The following is a 17716-nucleotide window of genomic DNA, read 5'->3' as shown; positions in this document are numbered from 1 at the left end:
GTCGCTCAGCTTGGTCCCGGCTTGGATGCTGATCAATAACCGGCGGCCCGAAATTACTTGCTGTCGAGCACTTCATCCCTAAAATCCCGTCCACCGGCATGCGTTTCCGACGGGCCCTGTGAAGACGGAGTAGAGGCTATGCCCAAACCGGAAAGCTTCCCAATCGAGAAGATCTACGTTCCCGTGAAAAGGAAGAAGGCAATCAAGCCCGAAGTCGTCGACGAAATCGCGGGAAGTATTCTGGAAATCGGACAGCAAGCTCCCATTCTCGTTCGGGCCGACGAAGGCCGCTTCGTTCTGGTCGACGGACTCCATCGCCTCGAAGCCTGCAAGGCGCTCGGCGAGACAACCATTATCGGGATCCTGGTCTCGGCCGAGCTTGCTCACCAAAGAGCGCTCTTGTCCGAAAGCCCCGAAGCACAAGCAGAGCGCGACAAGATGGCGCGATTGAAAAAGCTGCGTCTCGAGAAGGAAGCTGCAGAACGATCGACCGCTGCCTTGGGCGGCGTCACGGATACGGAAGCGCAGCTTCTGCGAAGCCGTTCGGCGAAGGTCGTCCGAGACAATCCCAAGGCATCACCAAGTCGGACTTCAGGATCGGCACCGAAAACCTTGTCGGAATGGATCACGCAGCAAAAGCGCGATGGTGGTCGCTATTGATAGCCGACTCCGGCGCGCGATTCGCTCGTTCAGGAAACCGCGAATCCGATCAGGTACCTCTTCGTCAACGATGGTAAGGCCATCTTGTATGCCGTTCGCAACGGCTTGGGCAAATCGTTGCTTCCCACCTTCATGAAGAACCGTTTTAAAGAACTCCGAATTATGCCCGGTTGCGAAACCGTCCTAACCCGCGAAGTCTGGCTGATTGTGCATCCCAGGATTCGCCCACTGGCGCGCGTTCAAGCCGTGATGTCGCGGATCGCCGCTGCGCTTTCGTCGGTCTCTCGAATGAGACGCTCACCTGCAGGGAAACCGTAGGCCATGCGTCGCGTTGAGCCGCAGCTCGGCCAGTAGCCCTGCTAGCGGCTGGCCAATAGCTTCGAGGCAACCCAAGTGAGGCTTCCGCTCTCGTCCGGCGGACCACAGCTACATCAGAGCATTCGAAATTTAACCAATTGTTAACCCTACGGTCGCCTAATGCGAATGATTTGGAGGGAATTTAAGATCCATCGTGTCGGCGCCCGCGACGCCAACGACGTCGGCGCCATTGTGGGCGATCCCACTATTTGTTCGTTTGCCAGACTGACGGTTCGCGTTACCTACGCGGAGTAAAAAATGTTCGGAGAGAACGATCTAGTGGACACTCTCAGCCGCGAGCTCGATCGCGCGCGCGGAAAACGCGACGCACTTGCATCCGATGTCACGACACTGACGGCTCAGATCACCGAAATCGAAGCCCGCCTTTCCGAAGAAAAGGACCGGCGCGAACGCAATCACGTTCTCGGCGATATCGAAGCGGTAAAAAAGCGAATCATGCAACCTGCCAAAGCGTTTACACCTGTCATCGGCGAGCTCTGCCAGGCGACCGAGATGGCGGCGGCAGTCATACCCGAAGCCCGCGAGCTTAATAATTTTCTGTCATCCGTCGCGACCGAAGTCGAAGCTGCAATCGATTCCTTATTGCGCGAACTGGACCGACGTGCGGACGCGGTGCGAGTCCGCCACGCTGCACTGGATCTCTCGTGTTTAGCCAATGAGGCGCCGACCGAGCTGCCAAACGATATTAGTGATCGCCTGCTTCGATTACTCCGTCTTCCAGCGTGGCTGTCGCGCAGCAACGAGGTGGGAAAAAAAGAAGCGGCGGAGAACCCGCGCAGCACAGCAGCGTGACGTCGGCGCGCGGCGCCCTCGAGAACTCGACGCTCATGTGACGGACTTTTGCTATCGCGTCGCGGGATCAAGTTCCGGCACTAGGAAAAGAATGACCTCGTTTCCGGCGATGGCTCAGTTGGCCTTGCGGCGCAGGAAGGCCGGAATATCGAGAACGTTTTCCTCGATCAAATTCCGCACAGGGGAGGAGCGACCGTACGGATCGATGCCTTGCGGAGCCGCCTGGAGCGCATATTGCGAACTCGGCTGTGCCGGTCGCCCTTCGGGGTGGCGGGTCGTCGGGCGGAGCGGCGGACCCTCTGATTGCAGCACTGGTGCGCTACGCTCGATCCGATTGGCAACGCGACGGTTGTCGTTCCGTAGCCTGCCCGCGAGTTCGGTGAGTGAGCCTTCCGCCAGTGGCGTCTGTCGCGCCGGGCCAAGATTGTCGATGCCGGTCGCCACCACCGAGACACGGACGATGCCTTCCAGGCTTTCTTCGAAAGTGGCGCCGACGATGATGTTGGCGTCCGGGTCGGCCTGTTCTCGAATGCGGGTAGCAGCCTCGTCGACCTCGAACAGCGTCAGATCCCTGCCGCCGGTAATGGAGACTATGAGGCCACTGGCGCGCTTGATCGAGGGGTCCTCGATCAATGGATTGGAAATTGCGGCCACAGCGGCGTTGAGCACGCGTTTCTCACCCGAAGCCTCGCCCCTGCCCATCATGGCTTTACCCTTCTCGCGCATGACGGAGAGAACGTCGGCAAAATCGAGATTGATCAGACCTTCCTTGACTATAAGGTCGCTGATGCACGCCACGCCCGAATAAAGCACTTGGTCGGCCAGGGCGAAGGCGTCGGCGAACGTGGTCTTCTCGGTGGCTACCCGGAACAGGTTCTGATTTGGGATGATCAGCAGCGTGTCAACGGCCTTCAGCAGTTCCGCAATACCTGCTTCGGCAAGACGCATGCGGCGCCGGCCCTCGAAATGGAACGGCTTGGTGATGACACCAATGGTGAGAATGCCAAGCTCACGCGCGGTCCTGGCTATAACGGGCGCTGCCCCGGTGCCCGTACCACCGCCCATTCCGGCCGTGACGAACACCATATGTGCGCCGGTCAAATGATCGCGGATCGCACCGATTGCCTCTTCGGCCGCGGCGCACCCTACTTCGGGCTGTGAGCCGGCGCCAAGGCCTTTAGTCACTTGGGTGCCCATCTGGATGACGCGCGTGGCCTTGGACATGCCGAGCGCCTGTGCGTCGGTATTGGCGACGATGAAGTCGACGCCCTGCAGCCCGCCCACGATCATGTTGTTGACGGCGTTGCCGCCGGCGCCGCCGACCCCGATCACGACAATGCGCGCTTTTATCTCGCGAATATCAACGGTGCTGGTCATTTGTGCCTCACGTTGCTCCGGCAGGCTGGGGAATGAGAGGACGGAGATGGCTACCTGCAAGCCTTGCGGTCTGCCTTCACTACACTCGCGGCTAAATGTCCCAGTCGACGTGCAGCTTGATCGCGGCTGTCGATCAAACCACCGCCACCGGCCCGCAGCGCCGCCACCTCATCTTCAAGCCGTGCCGCTTCCTCTTTGGCCACCATGATCTCGGCAGTCGCCTGCAGCAGCTCAATCGTCACGCGATCGGCACGCTCACGTTCGCGCACGAGATCGGCTGCGTGGTCGACTTCCCGTGCTTTGAGCCGCGCGAGCTCCGCCTGCAATGCCTCGATCTCTGCTGCCAATGGGTGGACATTGCCTACTTGGCGACCACGGCGTGGCCGGGGCGTATGCCGTATCTCAGCGAAATCAATGCTCACGAGAGCTTTGCCATCCTCCGAAAGAGAGCGCGGCAACCGATGTCGCTTGGCAAGCGACCGAGCGGCCTCTGGCGAGATTGTCAGGCGGATTCCAAGTGCGGCATATGTCAGCGTCTCAATGGACATCAGCGGTTCTCCTGGGAACGAACCGGTCGGTAATCGCGCTGATGATCGCAGGCTAAGTCGCTATGGTTAAGAGATCGTTAACCAGTCAGCGGCGATCGGCTGCTTGAGCGAGCCGCGGCCGCGATGCGTCAGACCATCTAAGCTTCGCTCCATAAACGGACGGGTCGAAGAGGTCGCGTTTAGACCCGATGCCGACATTCCGACGGCATGGGGCGCATACGGTAGCAATCGCATCCCCTCCTCACACCCGGCGCGTCGGCGGCGACGAGCAGCTGTCCCCGCCACGCAAGAGGTGAAGTGCATCAGGCCAGCTGGTCGAGCAGCGCCTTGGCGTCCCGCAGGACCGGCGTGTCGAAGCCTTCGGTGAACCGGCCATATACCGGCGCGAGGAGATCGTGAGCTTCGCTGCGCTTGCCCTGGTCGCGCCATAGGAGAGCGAGGCTGGTCGCAGCGTGCAGCCCTAACGTCTTTGCGCTCTGGCGCTCCGCCACAGCGAGCGCTCGACGGTAATTCTGCTCCGCGGCGACTTGGCCGCCTCGCGCGTTCATCATGTCGCCTCGAAGTCGATGCAGCTCGACCTCACTGGACCGCTCGTGGGTCGCCTCGATGAGCTGTGCAGCCTCGACGAGGCAATTCTGTCCCTCCTGCAGATGGCCGACCTTGGTGTGAGCCTCGGCGAGAAAGCAGAGCGCGCACGGCGTGTGCACGACCGCTCCGGCACCACGAAGCACCGAGAGCCCTCTCGCGAGCACCGGGAGGCCATCCAGCGGCTGTCCAAGTGCTGTTAATGACCGACCATGCTGAAGAAGCCCGAGGCCCAGCCAAAGCGGAAAACCGTGCTCGTTCGAGAGAGCCACCAGCTCCTCCGCATGCCGCCGTGCCTCATGCGGCAACCCGGCGGCCGCCTCGACCGCACACACCTTGCTCAATACAAAGGCCACCGTGAACGGATGGTCGAGCCGGCGGGCTTGCGACAACGCCTCGTCTACCCGCGCGCGTCCCTGATCGATGTGGCCCACAAGCGCCAATGTCAACGCCAAGTGACTTAGGCTCGCCGCGTGCGGATCGGCCACCGCGATCGCGGCGCAAATTTCGCGAACGGCCGGATCTCCCAAGCCATCACACAGCTCGAGAATGGCGCGCGCGGTCACAAACTCCCCGCGAAAGTAACAACTGGCGCCGTGGATATAGTGACCCAGCAGCAGGGTGGCTTGATCTTTTCTTGTCTCGCCCAATTCCTCCAGCTGCTCGGCAAGGGACACCGCCAACTCGTGCTCGGCCCGAACCATATGGAAGCCCCATTGGAAATAGAGCAGCGGGGCGAGACGATCGGGTCGATTGACCCGCTCAGCGAGTGCTCGCGCCTTGACGAGGGTGTCGGCCACCACCGGCGCCGAATATCCGTTAGCGGCCATCAGCGCCCGGCCGAGGGCAATTTGCAGGTCGAGCTCATACTGCACGGGTCGCGACTCCTCGGGCATGTTAGCCAGCAATTCCAGCCCCCGCTGCAACTGCGCCACCGCCTCCGTCATCGCCGAGCGCGCGACCGCCTGCTGACCGGCCTTGAGCCGGTAGCCGACCGCCTTCTCGTTGAAACCGGCCTCGGCGCAATGGTGGGCCATCAGTTGCGGCTGAGCGGCCATGATTTCAGGAAACTGGCTCTCCAGCGTCATCGCAACGCGGGCATGGATCTGCTGGCGTCGACCGCGAAGCATCGTGCTATAGGCTGCCTCCTGCACCAGCGCGTGCTTGAAGGTGTACTCTGCGTCGGGCGGGGTGCCCCGCTGAAAGACCAGCTCGGCGCGTACGAGCTGCGCCAAGGCTCCGTCCACCTGTTGCTGCGGCATGGCCGCGACGGCGCTGATCAGCTCATGCGAGAACGACCGCCCAAGGGCGGCTCCGATCTGCGCCATCTCGCGCACGGGTGCCAGGCGATCGAGCCGTGCCAGGAGCGAGGCTTGGAGCGAGGTAGGGATGGCAAGCGGAGGCACGGGCCCTCTCGCATCAAACCGGTCGCCAACGTCGGTCAGCATGCCGCTCTCGATCACCGTCTTGGTCAATTCCTCGATGAAGAGCGGTACGCCATCAGTCCGATCGACGATATGTTCGGCGATCTCCTGGGGCAACGGCTTGCCGCCGGTCACCCTCATGATCATCTCGGCGCGCTGTCGACGCGGCAGGCGACCGAGGCTGATCAACGTCACGTGCGAGCGCCCGATCCAGGCCGGCACGAAGTCTGGCCGGAAAGTGATGATCAGCAAGACCCGAAGGGTGGCCACCCGGTCGACGATGCGGTCCAACAGGTCAAGCGAGGTAGGGTCGATCCAGTGCACATCCTCGAACACCATCAGCACGGGCCGGCGCGCCGCCAGTCCCTCGAGCTGGGCCAGGAGGGCCCCGAGCGTCTTCTCCCTGCGCTTCTGCGGGGTGAGGCTAAGCGGTGGATAGCGATTGCCGATCGGCACCGACAGCAGGTCTGCGATTAGAGGGACGGCCTCGCTGAGGTCAACGGTTGCCTCCGCGAGCAACGCTTCGAGCTTGTCCAACCGTTGCTGGTCGGTGTCGTCACGCCGGAAGCCGGCTGCCCGCTCGAGCTGTGCGATGGTCGGGAAAAGCGCGCTGTCCTGGTGGTGCGGCGAGCAGAAACGGCGCAAGCGGATGTGTGGATCATCGCCCAGCCGCTCCAGCGCGGTCTCGGCGAGGCGCGATTTGCCGATACCGGGCTCACCCGATATCAGCACGACCGAGCCCTCGCCGCGTTTTATCTGCTGCCAGCGGCGCATCAGCAGCTCGATCTCCTCTTCGCGGCCGAGCAGTGGCGTTCTGGCTACGCGCAAGGCCTCGAAGCGACTATCGACGGCGCTCGCACCGATGACTCGCCAGACCGGCACCGGGTCGCTGAAGCCTGTGATGGACGCGCTCCCAAGAGCGACATACTCGAAGAGCCCACCGACGAGGCGGCGGGTGCCGCCGTCGATGACCACCGTATCCGGCTCGGCCAGCGCCTGAAGCCGCGAGGCCAGATTGGGAGTCTCACCGACTACCTCGTGTTCCTGCAACGCGCCCTGCCCGATGAGATCACCGACGACCACCAAACCAGTGGCTATGCCAACTCGCGCTCGCAATCTTGCCTGCCGGCCGGCATCGAGTCCCGCCATGGCCGCGACCAATGCGAGCCCGGCGTATATCGCGCGCTCAGCATCGTCCTCATCCGCCCGCGGATAGCCGAAATATGCGAGCACGCCGTCGCCCATGTATCTGGCGACGAATCCGCCCGATTTCTCGATTTGCTCGGCACAGCAGCGGTGGTACGCGCCAATGATTTCACGCAAGTCCTCAGGGTCGAGCCTTGTCGAGAGCGCTGTCGAGCCAACAAGATCAGCGAACATCACCGTGAGCTGTCGTCTCTGGGCCGCGGTCTGAGGAGCAGGCGCGGATCTCCGTCCGGCCCCATTGAGCTCCGCAATCGCGCGCAACAACTTCCTGCGATGGCCGAGCGAGACACCGATTTTTTCGAGGTCATGGTCGGTCAGATCGCGCAGAACGCTTGGATCAATGTCGTTCTCGGCAAAGCGCCGCGCGTATTGCCCCAAACCAAGCTTCTCGAGCCACTCCGCAATCTGCTGCATTGGCTCCACCGACATCGGGTTGGCGGCTGGCCGAATTTAGACCCACGGCGAAGCAACGTTATCCCAATCTCTCCAGGATAGCACGTCTTGCCTCAGCGATTCGCCCGCGTCGACCTTCGGCTATTTTGCCAAGGTGGTGCGTCAGTACGGATGTTCGCTACCGAGAAGCGCATGGCATGTTGAGAACAACTGCATCCGCCCGATTTCGGCAACAGGCGGCGTTGCGTAACGAGACCAATATGCTGGCAGCTAATTGGGCGGATTCCATGAGACGGCCGCAGAAGATTAGCCGGACATCGTCATCAGTTTTGACGCCAAAAGCAGCCTCCCCGCGAGGTCGCATGTTGATCCATACCAGCCTTCCGCAGAAGGCCCTCGGCGCGTCAAAGTCCCGCGGACAAAATCCCCTGTCGCCAGCCTTGTCGAGAAACAATCGATAGAACATCATCGGCGCCTGATCCCGCACCCATTGGGCAAAAGTGACAAACAAGGGAGGAAAGCATGAAAACCGCGCTGAGACTGCTGCTTGTCGCGACGACCTTGGTCCTCGCTGGCCACGCCTTTGCGGAGGTACTACCGACCGCAGAGCCCGCAACCGTCGATGTTGCGCCGGACCGGCTCTCCCGCATTCGGACCGTGCTGCAAAAGGAGATCGACGCCGATCGCATGCCTGGCGCCGTTGTGATGATCGCCCGCCGAGGTAAGTTGATCTATTCCGAAGCGATCGGCTTCCAGGACAAGGCCGCCGGCAAGTCAATGACCAAGGATGCGATCTTTCGCATCTATTCCATGACGAAACCCCTGGCCTCCGTTGCCGCCATGATGCTGATCGAGGAAGGCAGGATGGAGCTCACCGATCCGGTAGCAAAGTTTCTGCCGCAGTTCGCCAAGATGGACGTTCTCGTCACCGACAAGGACGGCAAGATCACGCGGGAGACCGCCAAGCGTCAAATGACCATCCAGGATCTCTTCAGGCATACGGCGGGCTTTGCTTATGGAGAGTTCTCGAACGTCCCGGAAATCAAAGCGGCTTACGCAGAAGCGAAGCTTTACCGGACCGACATCACCGCGGAATCCCGCATGATCACGCCGGACCAGTTCGTCACCGGCATCGCCAAAGCGCCACTCGTGCATGAGCCGGGCACGACATGGGAATACAGCATGGCCGTCGATGTGCTCGGGCGCGTCGTCGAGGCGATCTCGGGTCAGCGCCTCTCTGCATTTCTCGATGAGCGGCTTTTTCGCCCCCTCAACATGATTGACACCGGCTTCAAGGTTCCTGAGGCGCAATGGAGCCGCATCGCTGAGCCGTTGCCGAAAAATCCGCTCACAGGCGGCCCCAACGACGTCATGCTCGACGTGAAGATCGACCCGTTGAACGACTCGGGCGGTGGCGGTGCGGTGTCGACTGCTGCCGACTACTTGCGCTTCTGTCAAATGATGCTGAACGGCGGAACGCTGGATGGCCGCAGGTATCTGAGCCCAACCAGCGTGAAGCTGATGACGTCAGATCACCTGGGCAATCGCCCTGGATCACCGCTCTCTCCTGGCGCTCTTCTGATGGGTGTGGATGGCTATACGTTTGGGCTCGGCTTCATGGTTCGACAGGGACCGGGGCTTGCCGGCGTACATGGCTCTGAAGGCGAGTACATGTGGGCTGGTGCCGGAGGAACATTCTTCTGGATCGATCCCAAAGAGCAGCTCGCCGCCGTTTACATGGCGCAGACACCGGGTGCCATCCGTCCCTACTACCGCCGCCTGATCAAGGCGCTGGTGGCCCAGGCGTTGGAGAACTGACGGTAGCCAGAGCGAGACGCGGGCGATGACGTCCGCCTCTGGGCGATTCTGTTGAAAAAGTCCTCGCCGTTGTCGGGACCAAATTTTTAAGAGCCACTGACGCGTTTAACGCCGTCAGACACGTTGGACCACATCGACTTGAACAACACCTTTCGGCGACCTTCTTCTTCCTCGCATGAAGAACGCATCCTCGGAAGAAATCTGTCGCCGGCAAGCATTCGTGAAATGAGCCTTGGCGGCATGTTCGACTTTTTCAACAGAATCGGCCAACAGGCGACATAGGAAAAGGAAAAGAGGCCACCAATCGAGGGAGATTGTAGTTGAGTGGCTATATTCCGGCGTCTCGCGTCGCCGGCGTTCCAGCCGCACGCCGACCATGGAATGCGCGCCCATTCCAGGCTAGTAACGGTACAATTGACGCGCATCTTTGCGGGAAAGCGCGTCTTAACGGGAGGATGAATTGGATCGCGGCTCGATCTGAACGGTCGCCGTCAATCCGGTAACCAGACGAACGCCGTCCGGCAGTTGCTTGATGTTGATCCGCACTGGTACGCGCTGCGCGAGCCGAACCCAGGTGAAGATTGGGTTGACGTTCGCAAGCCCGGCCAGATCCGGTCGCGCATTCGCCACCGTAATACCGCGCGCGAGACTGCCGACTTCGCCCAAGATGATCTCGCGGTGTCCCATCAACTTGATCTTCGCAGGATCCCCTTCCTGGATGGAAGGAAGTCTTGTCTCTTCGAAATAGGCGTCGATCCAAAATGAGTCGGCGTCGACCAGCGAAATGACATTCCGTCCGACGCTCGCATAATCTCCGACTTGCGTCAGGAGATTGGTGACCCAGCCATTCACAGGAGAGCGGAGCTGTGTGCGTTCCAGGCTCACCTTGGCCTGATCTCGACTAACTTGAGCGGCGTCGTATTGGGCCTGGCTCGCGGCAGCGTTCGCCTCATGAATTTGTCGGTCTTCGATCGTCTCGGCGAGATCGGTCAGCTTCTGCCGCCGCCGAAGCTGCATTAGGGCATTGAGCGCAATCGCCTTGTTCTGCTCAACGTTGGCTTCGGCTGATTGCAGGGCGTTCTTGTAGTCGGTGGGATCGATGACCAGCAATAGGTCGCCCTTATGGACGAACTGGTTGTCCTTTACCGGCAATTGCACGATACGACCGGCCACTTCCGGAGCCATGGTCACGACATAAGTCCGGACCGTTGCGTCGCGCGTCCATGGTGCCCCCATATACGCGTCCCACATGAGAGCGCCCGCGACAATCGCAAGCGCCGTCACCGCAAGCGTGATCACAAGCGGAACGGCACGCAGTCTCGGCTTCGAGACCTTCGCGACTGGCGGACCCGCGTTGGTGGTATCAAGATGGTCCGCTATTCGTAGCTCTGGTCTTGCTTCAGTATCGGACATGGCGATCTCACCGCGCGATGAGAAGAACCAATGATGAGAGCACGATAATGTAGATGTCGAATACGAAAAGAGCAGGATGCCATACATACTGCAGCAGACCAAAGCGCGCGGCAGCGCGACGCAGGCCAACGGTCACGAGCCAAGCCGCGATCATCAGCACCGAGATCGGAGCAACGTAGACGCCGAGCAAATCGATTTCGACAAACTTCAATGTTCAGCTCCGGTTTCAAAATAGGTGCGATGGTCGGATAGCGCATCGCGGATGGCGAGGATCTCTGCACTTGCGCGCATGGCCGGCAGGAGATTTCCTGCGAGTGCGGCAAGCCTGCGGTCCGCGGCCTCCAGCTCCGTTACCATTGCCTCACAATCTCCCGAACTGAAGTGCCTCAGGGCCGCATCGATTTCCCGGGCACAGCCGAACTGACCAGCACTTCGTTGAAGCAAGACCATGTTCTGGCCGACGGCCAATGCCGTGATGAGGAGTGCTCGATGCAGAGGTTCCGCCTGGACGGGCAATGCGGCGATGCGACTGTACAACCGTCCTTCCCAGGAATGTTCGCGCTGGCCTGGGTCAGCGGCAAGACGACGCAGGTCCCGCAGGCTCAACGCCAGCAAGCGCCACGACCGTAGCTCTGGCGAGAGTGGCGGGATGAGGCGAAATGAAAGCGCACCCGCACCACCTCCGGCGACGATCGCAAGCGCCGCATTGTAGAATTGGATCGTGTTGTAGCTCATCTGGTTGGCCGGGCCGAGCAGGGGGACGAAATTGGCAGTGATCGCCACGAACAAGACGGTGTTCCAGGGTTGAGCCATCATCGCGCCGGCGGGTACGAGGAAAATGCCCAACACGATCGCAAAACCGACAAAGCTGTCTACATTGGGCAAACCGGCAAACAATACGGTTGCGGCGGCAAGGGCGGCGATGGCCGCGCCGGCGGTAAATTTGACCGCCGCCGCGTAGGACTCGTCAGAACGGGGCGACAGCAGGATGACGGTGATCGCCGCAAACGTGATTGCAAGAGGCCCATTTGGCCACTCGGTCCAAATCCAGAAGATCTGAACTGCGACAATCGTTGCAAACGCCCGTCCAGCGTTGACAAGCGCCGGCAGCCAGTCGCTGACATGTAGCTCGAAGCCGCGACCTGGTGAACTCTCTCGAACCGTATCGCCCGCCAGCAGCGTAAGTCCGTCGAGAACCCGAGACAAGCCGGCGATGACGGCGGCGGTCTGGTCTGCGAGCAGCCGTAGCGATACCGTTCGGGAAGGCATCTCGACGAGCGTATCGAACGCCGTCCGGCACAGCCCGCGCATCCTGGCCGGATCGCTCAACCAAGGCGAGCGGTCGCTCCTTTCAAGGGCTTCGCGCAACTCAGTTGGAATCGCGCGCAGCACGTGGTGCGTTTCCTGTGCGCCGGATGAGCCGAGCGCGCGCCGTAGGCGTGAGTCGACGATCCGCCACGCAGCGAGCACCGCAAACATCGCATCGACGGCTTGCTGGAGCACCGGCGAATGGTAGCGCAGGGCCGCCGATTCGCCTTTCACCTCATCAATGACAGGGTCGGTTGCAATGACCCTTCGGATAAACTCGCGTCGCACTTTCTGCGTCAGCGACTCCGGGCTGCCCCGTCGCAGAGTTGCCGTGAACCGACTTGCGATGTCTCCCGCCAGCTCAGCCAAAAGCTCCGCGAGTCGGCGCTGTGCCCCGCCAAAATCCGTTCCGGCCAGAACGATTCCGGCGCACACGATGCCGATCCAGATTTCGCTCACGCGTGCGATGGCGAGCGTGAACGCCTCGCCGTTTGCGCCCCCGACGGCGCCAAGCTCATCTCCAGCAATTATGGCGGCCGTAAAGCCGGCAAGCGCAACGGCGTAAGCAGCAAAATTACGCAGCAAGGTTGAAACCAGTGCACAGAGACCGCCCCACAACGCGAGACTCAGGAGGAAGCCGGCACGGTTTTGCGGAAAGATCGCCGTCAAAGCGACAATCGCGACCGCTCCAACCAAGGTTCCTATCATCCGGAACCAGCCTTTACGCAGCGATGCGCCGAGATGTGGGTGGCAGACCAGTGCCGCGGACGTGCCTGCCCAAAAAGCGTTGTCGAGCTCAAGCCAGAACGCGACGTACAAGGCAAGGCACACCGCGGCCCATAGCCGGATCCCGAATAACAGCGCCGGAGCGGCCCGTGAGGTGGCCGAAAGCAGCGCATCCCATGACGCCGATGCACGGCCGCCAGCTGTCGAGGTCGAGTTTGGGCCGTGCCGCCCGGCTTGCATTTTTCAATCCCGCCTCTTGGAGTCGATTTCGCTATCCAACTGCCAGGCTTCCTTCATGCGAACGTTGTCCCGAGAGCTAGGATAACACGTTCTCAACCAAATTGACTCAGGACACCCGGGGTCAACGCGGCAAGCGTACGACCGCGCATGGAACAGGTTGCCAACTCAAGTACTTCCCTGATTGAGCAGATACGACCGGACGTCGGGTGAGGGTCCATGAACAGACATAGCCTCACCCATCGCGTTCGCGCCGAGCTCTGACCGGCGCTGCAAAGAGTCCTAATAAACCAGGCTAGTGCCGGGTGATTTCTCTAGCGCGGCGGCCAACGACCGATACTCCTCGCAGCCAGTCCCGCAAATCGCCGCGATCCGACTCAAATGATATTGCGCTTGATCGCGGTTGCCCTGCTCGATCTGCCATAGACCGTAATATTGCCAGGTCAGCACATGGTTCGGATCTGCTTTCAGGGCGCGCTCGTACCAGACCCTCGAAAGCTTATAGTGGCCGAGCTTGCGATAGGAATAGCCGATCAGATTGGCCACATTCGGGTGATCGTCGTGGCCGAGTGTCTTCAACTGCTCAATCGCAGAGGCATAGTCAGTGCGGTCGTAGATCGCCGAATAAGCTGCGCGATACCGATGAGCGAAGGCGGGGTCGTCGAACAGGGACTGCTTGGCTTTCTTGGCCTTGGGCACGTGAGTGGCCTTGCTGCCCGACCGCTTCGGGTATGACGAAGGCGGATAGGCGGAGCGTTGGCCTATCCCGCCATAGTTTGCCTCACTGCCACCTGGCTCAATGCCTGGGGCCGCAACAACCGGAGTGACCGAGAACGCAGCGGTCAGCGCAATCGAACACGTTGCGAGCGTCACGATCCTGATCATCAAGTTGGTCATAGCAACCTCCTACAAGCTACGCGTTCGAGCTCCCAATCCAGCCGAACGTGTTAACTCCGGCTTACCTTAAACCTTCTTGGAAGATATCCAGAAAACGAGATTCTGGTGTGACAGCAATGCTGTCTTATGATTCGAGCAACCCGTCTCCCTCAGTCGCTATGCCGTGCAAAGCGGTATCAGTGGCGGGCGTGCCTATGTCCGCTTCGAGGCCCAGACTCGGACATCAGCCGCTGACTCGATTACCTCGTCGGCGAGCGCGAGGAAGTTGCCCGGAATATTCAGATTAGGCCGAGCGGGTCCCCGCCAGATAGCGTCCCAATGCGGGCGACAAGAGCCTTGGACACGGCTACCATCCAGTCGCAACGAATTGGGCACACATGAGTGAGCACAAACAGGCCGTAGTCGTCGGAGCGCTCGGAGTGATCGGACGCTATGTCGTCGAGCGTCTGCTGAGACAGGACGACTGGTCCGTCATTGGTCTGTCGCGCCGTGCGGCCGACGCCGCGCCGCGCTACCGCCATATCAGTGTCGATCTATTGGATCGTGAAGACGCGGCGACGAAGCTCGCCGGCCTGACGGGAGCTACCCACGTCTTCTACGCAGCGTTTCAGCCCGCGACGGGCGCAGCCGCGGGCTATGCATCGAACATCGCTCCAAACCGCGACATGCTGGTCAACGCCGTGACCGCGATCGACAGCGCGTCGTCCGCGCTACGCCGCGTGGTGCTGGTCACTGGCACAAAATACTATGGCTCACACCTCGGGCCATTCAGAACACCGGCACGAGAGAGTGACCCGCGCCACATGGGGCCGAACTATTATTTCGATCAGATCGACTGGCTCGCCGCCTTCCAGCGCGACAAGCGCTGGGACTGGGTGGAGCTGCGGCCGCAGACCCTATGCGGCTTTGCGCCGGGCACGCCGATGAGTCTGGCGCCGGCGATCGCGGTGTACGCCGCGATCAGCAAGGAGCTTGGGTTGCCGCTGCGTTTCCCGGGAAAGCCTCGTGCCTATACATCGATCTACCAGGTCACCGAATCGGCGCACTTCGCCAACGCAGCGCTCTGGGCAGCGAGCACGCCTCGCTGCGGGCTCAAAGCTTTCAACATCACCAACGGCGACTATTTCCGCTGGAAGAATCTGTGGCCGAAGCTCGCGGCCACTTTCGATATGCCCGCCGGTGACGTGCAGACGATAAGCCTTACCGCACACATGATCGACAACGCACCACTCTGGCGTGTTATGAGAGAGAAATATGGGCTGAAGCCCTACGCCTACAACGAGCTCGTGGCGTGGCCCTTTGCCGATTACGTATTCGGTTGCGACTGGGACGTGATGTCGGACGTTACTAAGTCGCGCCGCTTCGGCTTCCACGATGTGGTCGACAGCGAAGAGATGTTCGTGCGGCTCATGCGCGAGTTTCGCGCGGAGAAGATCGTTCCCTGAAACCCTTCGGCGCCGCGAGAACGATCATCAGCATGACGTCCGCTCAGGTCAGCGACCCGCGTCTCTGTGGGTTTTCTGGACTTCTTTGCCGGAAAACCAGGGAGCCCCGTTCGCACTGAAAAGCACCTAGAGATCTGACCACCCCCACTGGCCTGGACGGTGTCTGCTCTACCTTATTCCCAGGTCACGCCAGCGAGCGTCGCGCTCTCCCAACGTTATTCGGCGGCGGCTGGCTGGGCGATCGCTACTTCGACCAGTGTGTCCGAGAATGTCGGAGCCCTTCCGAGATCGGCGTAGGCGCCGGGATTGAGAGCGTTCACCGTGGCTTTCGCCCGGCTCAGGTCGCGCCAATATCCCAGGGGTGCGACAACAACCCCTTGCATGACCTCAGCGCTTACCTTCGCAATTGCTTCGAAGCTGCCGCGATCGTTAAAAATCCGCACAGCGCTTCCCTCGCCGACATTACGAGCGATCGCATCTTTTGGATTGACAAGCACGACCTGCTCGCCCGCGTGATGCAGTTGAGCCGGCAGATTGCCATAGCAGGAATTGAGGAAAGCGTGACTCTTCGGCGAGATTACGTTGAGGGGGTATTTCGCCGCCAATCGCGCGTTGGTCGCCGGCGACTCTCGTGGTGGAATATAGTTTGGCAATGGGTCTACCGGCTCGCCCGCCTGAAACTCGTTCGAGCCCTGGCGGAACAACGGTAGGACAAAATTGCCGCCCGCGGCCATCGACGCCTTGAACTCGCACTTGCCCGATGGAGTGAGGAAGTTACCCGCGGCATGCGGCGCGTACGTGTCGGGTGTCCCAATGTTGAGACGCGCCCATCCCTTCTCCCTCAAAAGATCCATCGTTATGCCTTGAAGCGCCGGACTTGCCCAATCTAGAGCGTCCAACGCCATCTCTTCGTCGCTACGTTGCCATTGCCGATCATCGAAGCCCATGGTGCGGGCAAGTCGTCGGAACAGCTCCGTGTTGGAGACCGCGTCGCCGAGTGGCTCGATCGCCTTTTGATTCAGCGACAGATACAGATGTCCCCAGGAGAACATGATGTCGAACTGCTCCAGCTGCGTGGTAGCAGGGAGTACAATATCCGCGTACCGGGCGGTGTCAGTGAGGAACTGCTCGCTCACCACGGTGAAAAGATCTTCGCGCTCGAGGCCTCGGATAATCTTGTCCTGTTCCGGCACAACAATCGCCGGATTGGAGTTGTAAACGAACAAGGACTTGATGGGCGGGTCGAGCCTGTCTTCGTCCAAGAGCGCCGAGCCGAGGCGCCACTGATTCAGCACCCGCGTTCGGGGCTTGATCCAGTCCGGCCGCATCAGATTTTCCCATTTGACCGGGAAGGCCCAAATTGGCAGCTGCAAGATGCCGCCGCCAACCCGGCGCCACGCACCGACGAGGGCCGGAAGACACGCGGCAGCGCGCACCGTCTGGCCACCGCCCGCGTGGCGTTCGATCGCGACGCCGATACGGATCACGCTCGGCTGAGTGGTAGCGTATTCCCGCGCTAGGGTCCTGATGTCCTGCGGCGAAATGGCGGTGATCTCGGCGACCCGCTCGGGCGAGTAGGCTTGGACGCGCTCCCGAAGCTCCTCGAACCCCTCCGTATAGTTCTCCACATACTCGCGATCGATCAAATTCTCGCTGATGATAACGTTCATCATACCCATCGCGAGCGCCGCGTCGGTGCCAGGTCGGATGGGAATGTGCCAGTCGGCTTCGCGGGCTGTCCGCGTCTTGACTGGATCGATCACGACCAGCTTTGCGCCCCTGCTCTTCGCCTCTGCGATAAACGGCCAGTGGTGCAAATTGGTGCTGATCGTGTTGCACGCCCATAGAATGATGTATTTCGAATGCTTGAAGCTCTCCGGGTCCATGCCGGGAGAGGGACCTATCGTCATGAAATAGGCCGTGCACGAGCCCGAATCACAAAAGGTCCGCTCGCTGATGGTGGCGCCAAGCCTGTTAAAGAAGGCATCGCCCACATTCAGCCCGTTAAGGATGCCCTCGGTGCCTAAATAGCTGTATGGCAGGATCGCGCTTGGCCCATACTTGCCGATGATCCCGGTCCAGCGGTCGCGGATCATTTCGACGGCTTCGTCCCAGCCTATGCGCTCGAACCGTCCGGTCCCTTTCGGTCCCGAGCGCTTGAGCGGGTAGAGCACTCTATCGGGGCTGTAGACCCGCTGTTCGTAGTTGTTGACCTTTACGCAAAGCCCTCCGCGGGTGAAGGGGTGCTGGGGGTCACCACGTACCGCGACCGCGCGTCCATCTTCTACCGTCACCAGCATCGCGCAGGTGTCCGGGCAATCGTGTGGGCATGCTGCACGAACCAAGGTTCGCCGCTCGGAAGCGCTCGCCATCTTGTCCTCCCAGATTCTGCATATGCCGTTCCACGCGCGCTCGCCATCGGCTGATGGCGTAGGAACTACATGTCCGCGCCTTTAGCTCTCTGTTGACCGTTCGATCCAGCGCGGTCCTACCTAGGATTCCATCTCGC

11 protein-coding genes and 2 pseudogenes are annotated in these 17716 nt (G+C 60.9%); 5 read left to right on the top strand and 8 right to left on the bottom strand.

Annotated elements, in window-relative coordinates:
- Positions 1 to 138 precede the first annotated feature (138 nt).
- The 3 genes and pseudogenes from JQ553_RS20545 (at position 139) to JQ553_RS20535 (ending at position 1830) form a co-directional block, all read left to right on the top strand.
- Positions 139 to 660: a ParB N-terminal domain-containing protein gene (locus tag JQ553_RS20545; RefSeq protein ID WP_212501816.1), complete on the top strand. Its 522-nt coding sequence runs from the start codon at positions 139 to 141 to the stop codon at positions 658 to 660.
- A 36-nt stretch (positions 661 to 696) separates the two neighbouring features.
- Positions 697 to 978, top strand: a pseudogene (locus tag JQ553_RS35295) (LysR substrate-binding domain-containing protein); the annotation flags it as partial.
- Between the two features lie 297 nt (positions 979 to 1275).
- The gene (locus JQ553_RS20535; RefSeq protein ID WP_212501815.1) at positions 1276 to 1830 is read left to right on the top strand and encodes a hypothetical protein; all 555 of its coding nucleotides are present in this window, start codon (positions 1276 to 1278) and stop codon (positions 1828 to 1830) included.
- A gap of 426 nt (positions 1831 to 2256) precedes the next feature.
- Here the strand turns inward: JQ553_RS20535 and ftsZ are convergent.
- From ftsZ to JQ553_RS20520, 3 genes and pseudogenes are all read right to left on the bottom strand, one after another.
- Positions 2257 to 3207: pseudogene (ftsZ, locus tag JQ553_RS20530) on the bottom strand (cell division protein FtsZ); the annotation flags it as partial.
- Positions 3208 to 3257: 50 nt separating this feature from the next.
- Positions 3258 to 3755, bottom strand: coding sequence for a hypothetical protein (locus JQ553_RS20525; protein ID WP_212501814.1), 498 nt, complete (start codon positions 3753 to 3755; stop codon positions 3258 to 3260).
- A 302-nt stretch (positions 3756 to 4057) separates the two neighbouring features.
- Positions 4058 to 7384 (bottom strand): AAA family ATPase, encoded by a 3327-nt coding sequence (locus tag JQ553_RS20520; protein WP_249144447.1) that lies wholly within the window; start codon positions 7382 to 7384, stop codon positions 4058 to 4060.
- Positions 7385 to 7885: 501 nt separating this feature from the next.
- Between JQ553_RS20520 and JQ553_RS20515 the strand changes: the two genes are divergently transcribed.
- A complete protein-coding gene (locus tag JQ553_RS20515) occupies positions 7886 to 9181 on the top strand; it encodes a serine hydrolase (protein ID WP_212501812.1) in 1296 nt (431 codons plus the stop codon).
- 444 nt (positions 9182 to 9625) lie between these two features.
- Here the strand turns inward: JQ553_RS20515 and JQ553_RS20510 are convergent, their stop codons facing one another.
- From JQ553_RS20510 to JQ553_RS20495, 4 genes are all read right to left on the bottom strand, one after another.
- On the bottom strand, positions 9626 to 10366 hold the full coding sequence (locus JQ553_RS20510) for an HlyD family secretion protein (protein ID WP_249144485.1): 741 nt from the start codon (positions 10364 to 10366) through the stop codon (positions 9626 to 9628).
- Positions 10367 to 10601: 235 nt separating this feature from the next.
- On the bottom strand, positions 10602 to 10805 hold the full coding sequence (locus tag JQ553_RS20505; RefSeq protein ID WP_212501811.1) for a DUF1656 domain-containing protein: 204 nt from the start codon (positions 10803 to 10805) through the stop codon (positions 10602 to 10604).
- The gene (locus tag JQ553_RS20500; RefSeq protein WP_212501810.1) at positions 10802 to 12868 is read right to left on the bottom strand and encodes an FUSC family protein; all 2067 of its coding nucleotides are present in this window, start codon (positions 12866 to 12868) and stop codon (positions 10802 to 10804) included. The genes JQ553_RS20505 and JQ553_RS20500 overlap by 4 nt, the downstream gene beginning before the upstream one ends.
- A 279-nt stretch (positions 12869 to 13147) precedes the next feature.
- Complete coding sequence (locus tag JQ553_RS20495) at positions 13148 to 13762, bottom strand: lipopolysaccharide assembly protein LapB (protein ID WP_212501809.1); 615 nt, start codon at positions 13760 to 13762, stop codon at positions 13148 to 13150.
- Between the two features lie 377 nt (positions 13763 to 14139).
- Here JQ553_RS20495 and JQ553_RS20490 point away from each other — a divergent pair, with 377 nt between their 5' ends.
- Entirely contained in the window at positions 14140 to 15207 is a 1068-nt protein-coding gene (locus JQ553_RS20490) for an SDR family oxidoreductase (protein WP_212501808.1), read from the top strand.
- A 215-nt stretch (positions 15208 to 15422) separates the two neighbouring features.
- Here JQ553_RS20490 and JQ553_RS20485 read toward each other — a convergent pair whose 3' ends face one another.
- On the bottom strand, positions 15423 to 17579 hold the full coding sequence (locus tag JQ553_RS20485; RefSeq protein WP_212501807.1) for a molybdopterin-dependent oxidoreductase: 2157 nt from the start codon (positions 17577 to 17579) through the stop codon (positions 15423 to 15425).
- Positions 17580 to 17716 lie beyond the last annotated feature (137 nt).

The organism is Bradyrhizobium lablabi (assembly GCF_018131005.1).
Taxonomy (GTDB): Bacteria; Pseudomonadota; Alphaproteobacteria; order Rhizobiales; family Xanthobacteraceae; genus Bradyrhizobium; species Bradyrhizobium lablabi_D.
The sequence above is the reverse complement of the archived record's forward strand: the minus strand, read 5'-3'. Positions and strand labels throughout refer to the sequence as shown.

Bases quoted from the DNA above. Each gene is read 5' to 3' on its own strand.
- JQ553_RS20510 (WP_249144485.1), bottom strand. From the start codon at position 10,366: ATGGCTCCGGAAGTGGCCGGTCGTATCGTGCAATTGCCGGTAAAGGAC.
- JQ553_RS20485 (WP_212501807.1), bottom strand. From the start codon at position 17,579: ATGGCGAGCGCTTCCGAGCGGCGAACCTTGGTTCGTGCAGCATGCCCA.
- JQ553_RS20535 (WP_212501815.1), top strand. From the start codon at position 1,276: ATGTTCGGAGAGAACGATCTAGTGGACACTCTCAGCCGCGAGCTCGAT.
- JQ553_RS20490 (WP_212501808.1), top strand. From the start codon at position 14,140: ATGAGTGAGCACAAACAGGCCGTAGTCGTCGGAGCGCTCGGAGTGATC.
- JQ553_RS20500 (WP_212501810.1), bottom strand. From the start codon at position 12,868: ATGCAAGCCGGGCGGCACGGCCCAAACTCGACCTCGACAGCTGGCGGC.
- JQ553_RS20495 (WP_212501809.1), bottom strand. From the start codon at position 13,762: ATGACCAACTTGATGATCAGGATCGTGACGCTCGCAACGTGTTCGATT.
- JQ553_RS20515 (WP_212501812.1), top strand. From the start codon at position 7,886: ATGAAAACCGCGCTGAGACTGCTGCTTGTCGCGACGACCTTGGTCCTC.
- JQ553_RS20525 (WP_212501814.1), bottom strand. From the start codon at position 3,755: ATGTCCATTGAGACGCTGACATATGCCGCACTTGGAATCCGCCTGACA.
- JQ553_RS20520 (WP_249144447.1), bottom strand. From the start codon at position 7,384: ATGCAGCAGATTGCGGAGTGGCTCGAGAAGCTTGGTTTGGGGCAATAC.
- JQ553_RS20545 (WP_212501816.1), top strand. From the start codon at position 139: ATGCCCAAACCGGAAAGCTTCCCAATCGAGAAGATCTACGTTCCCGTG.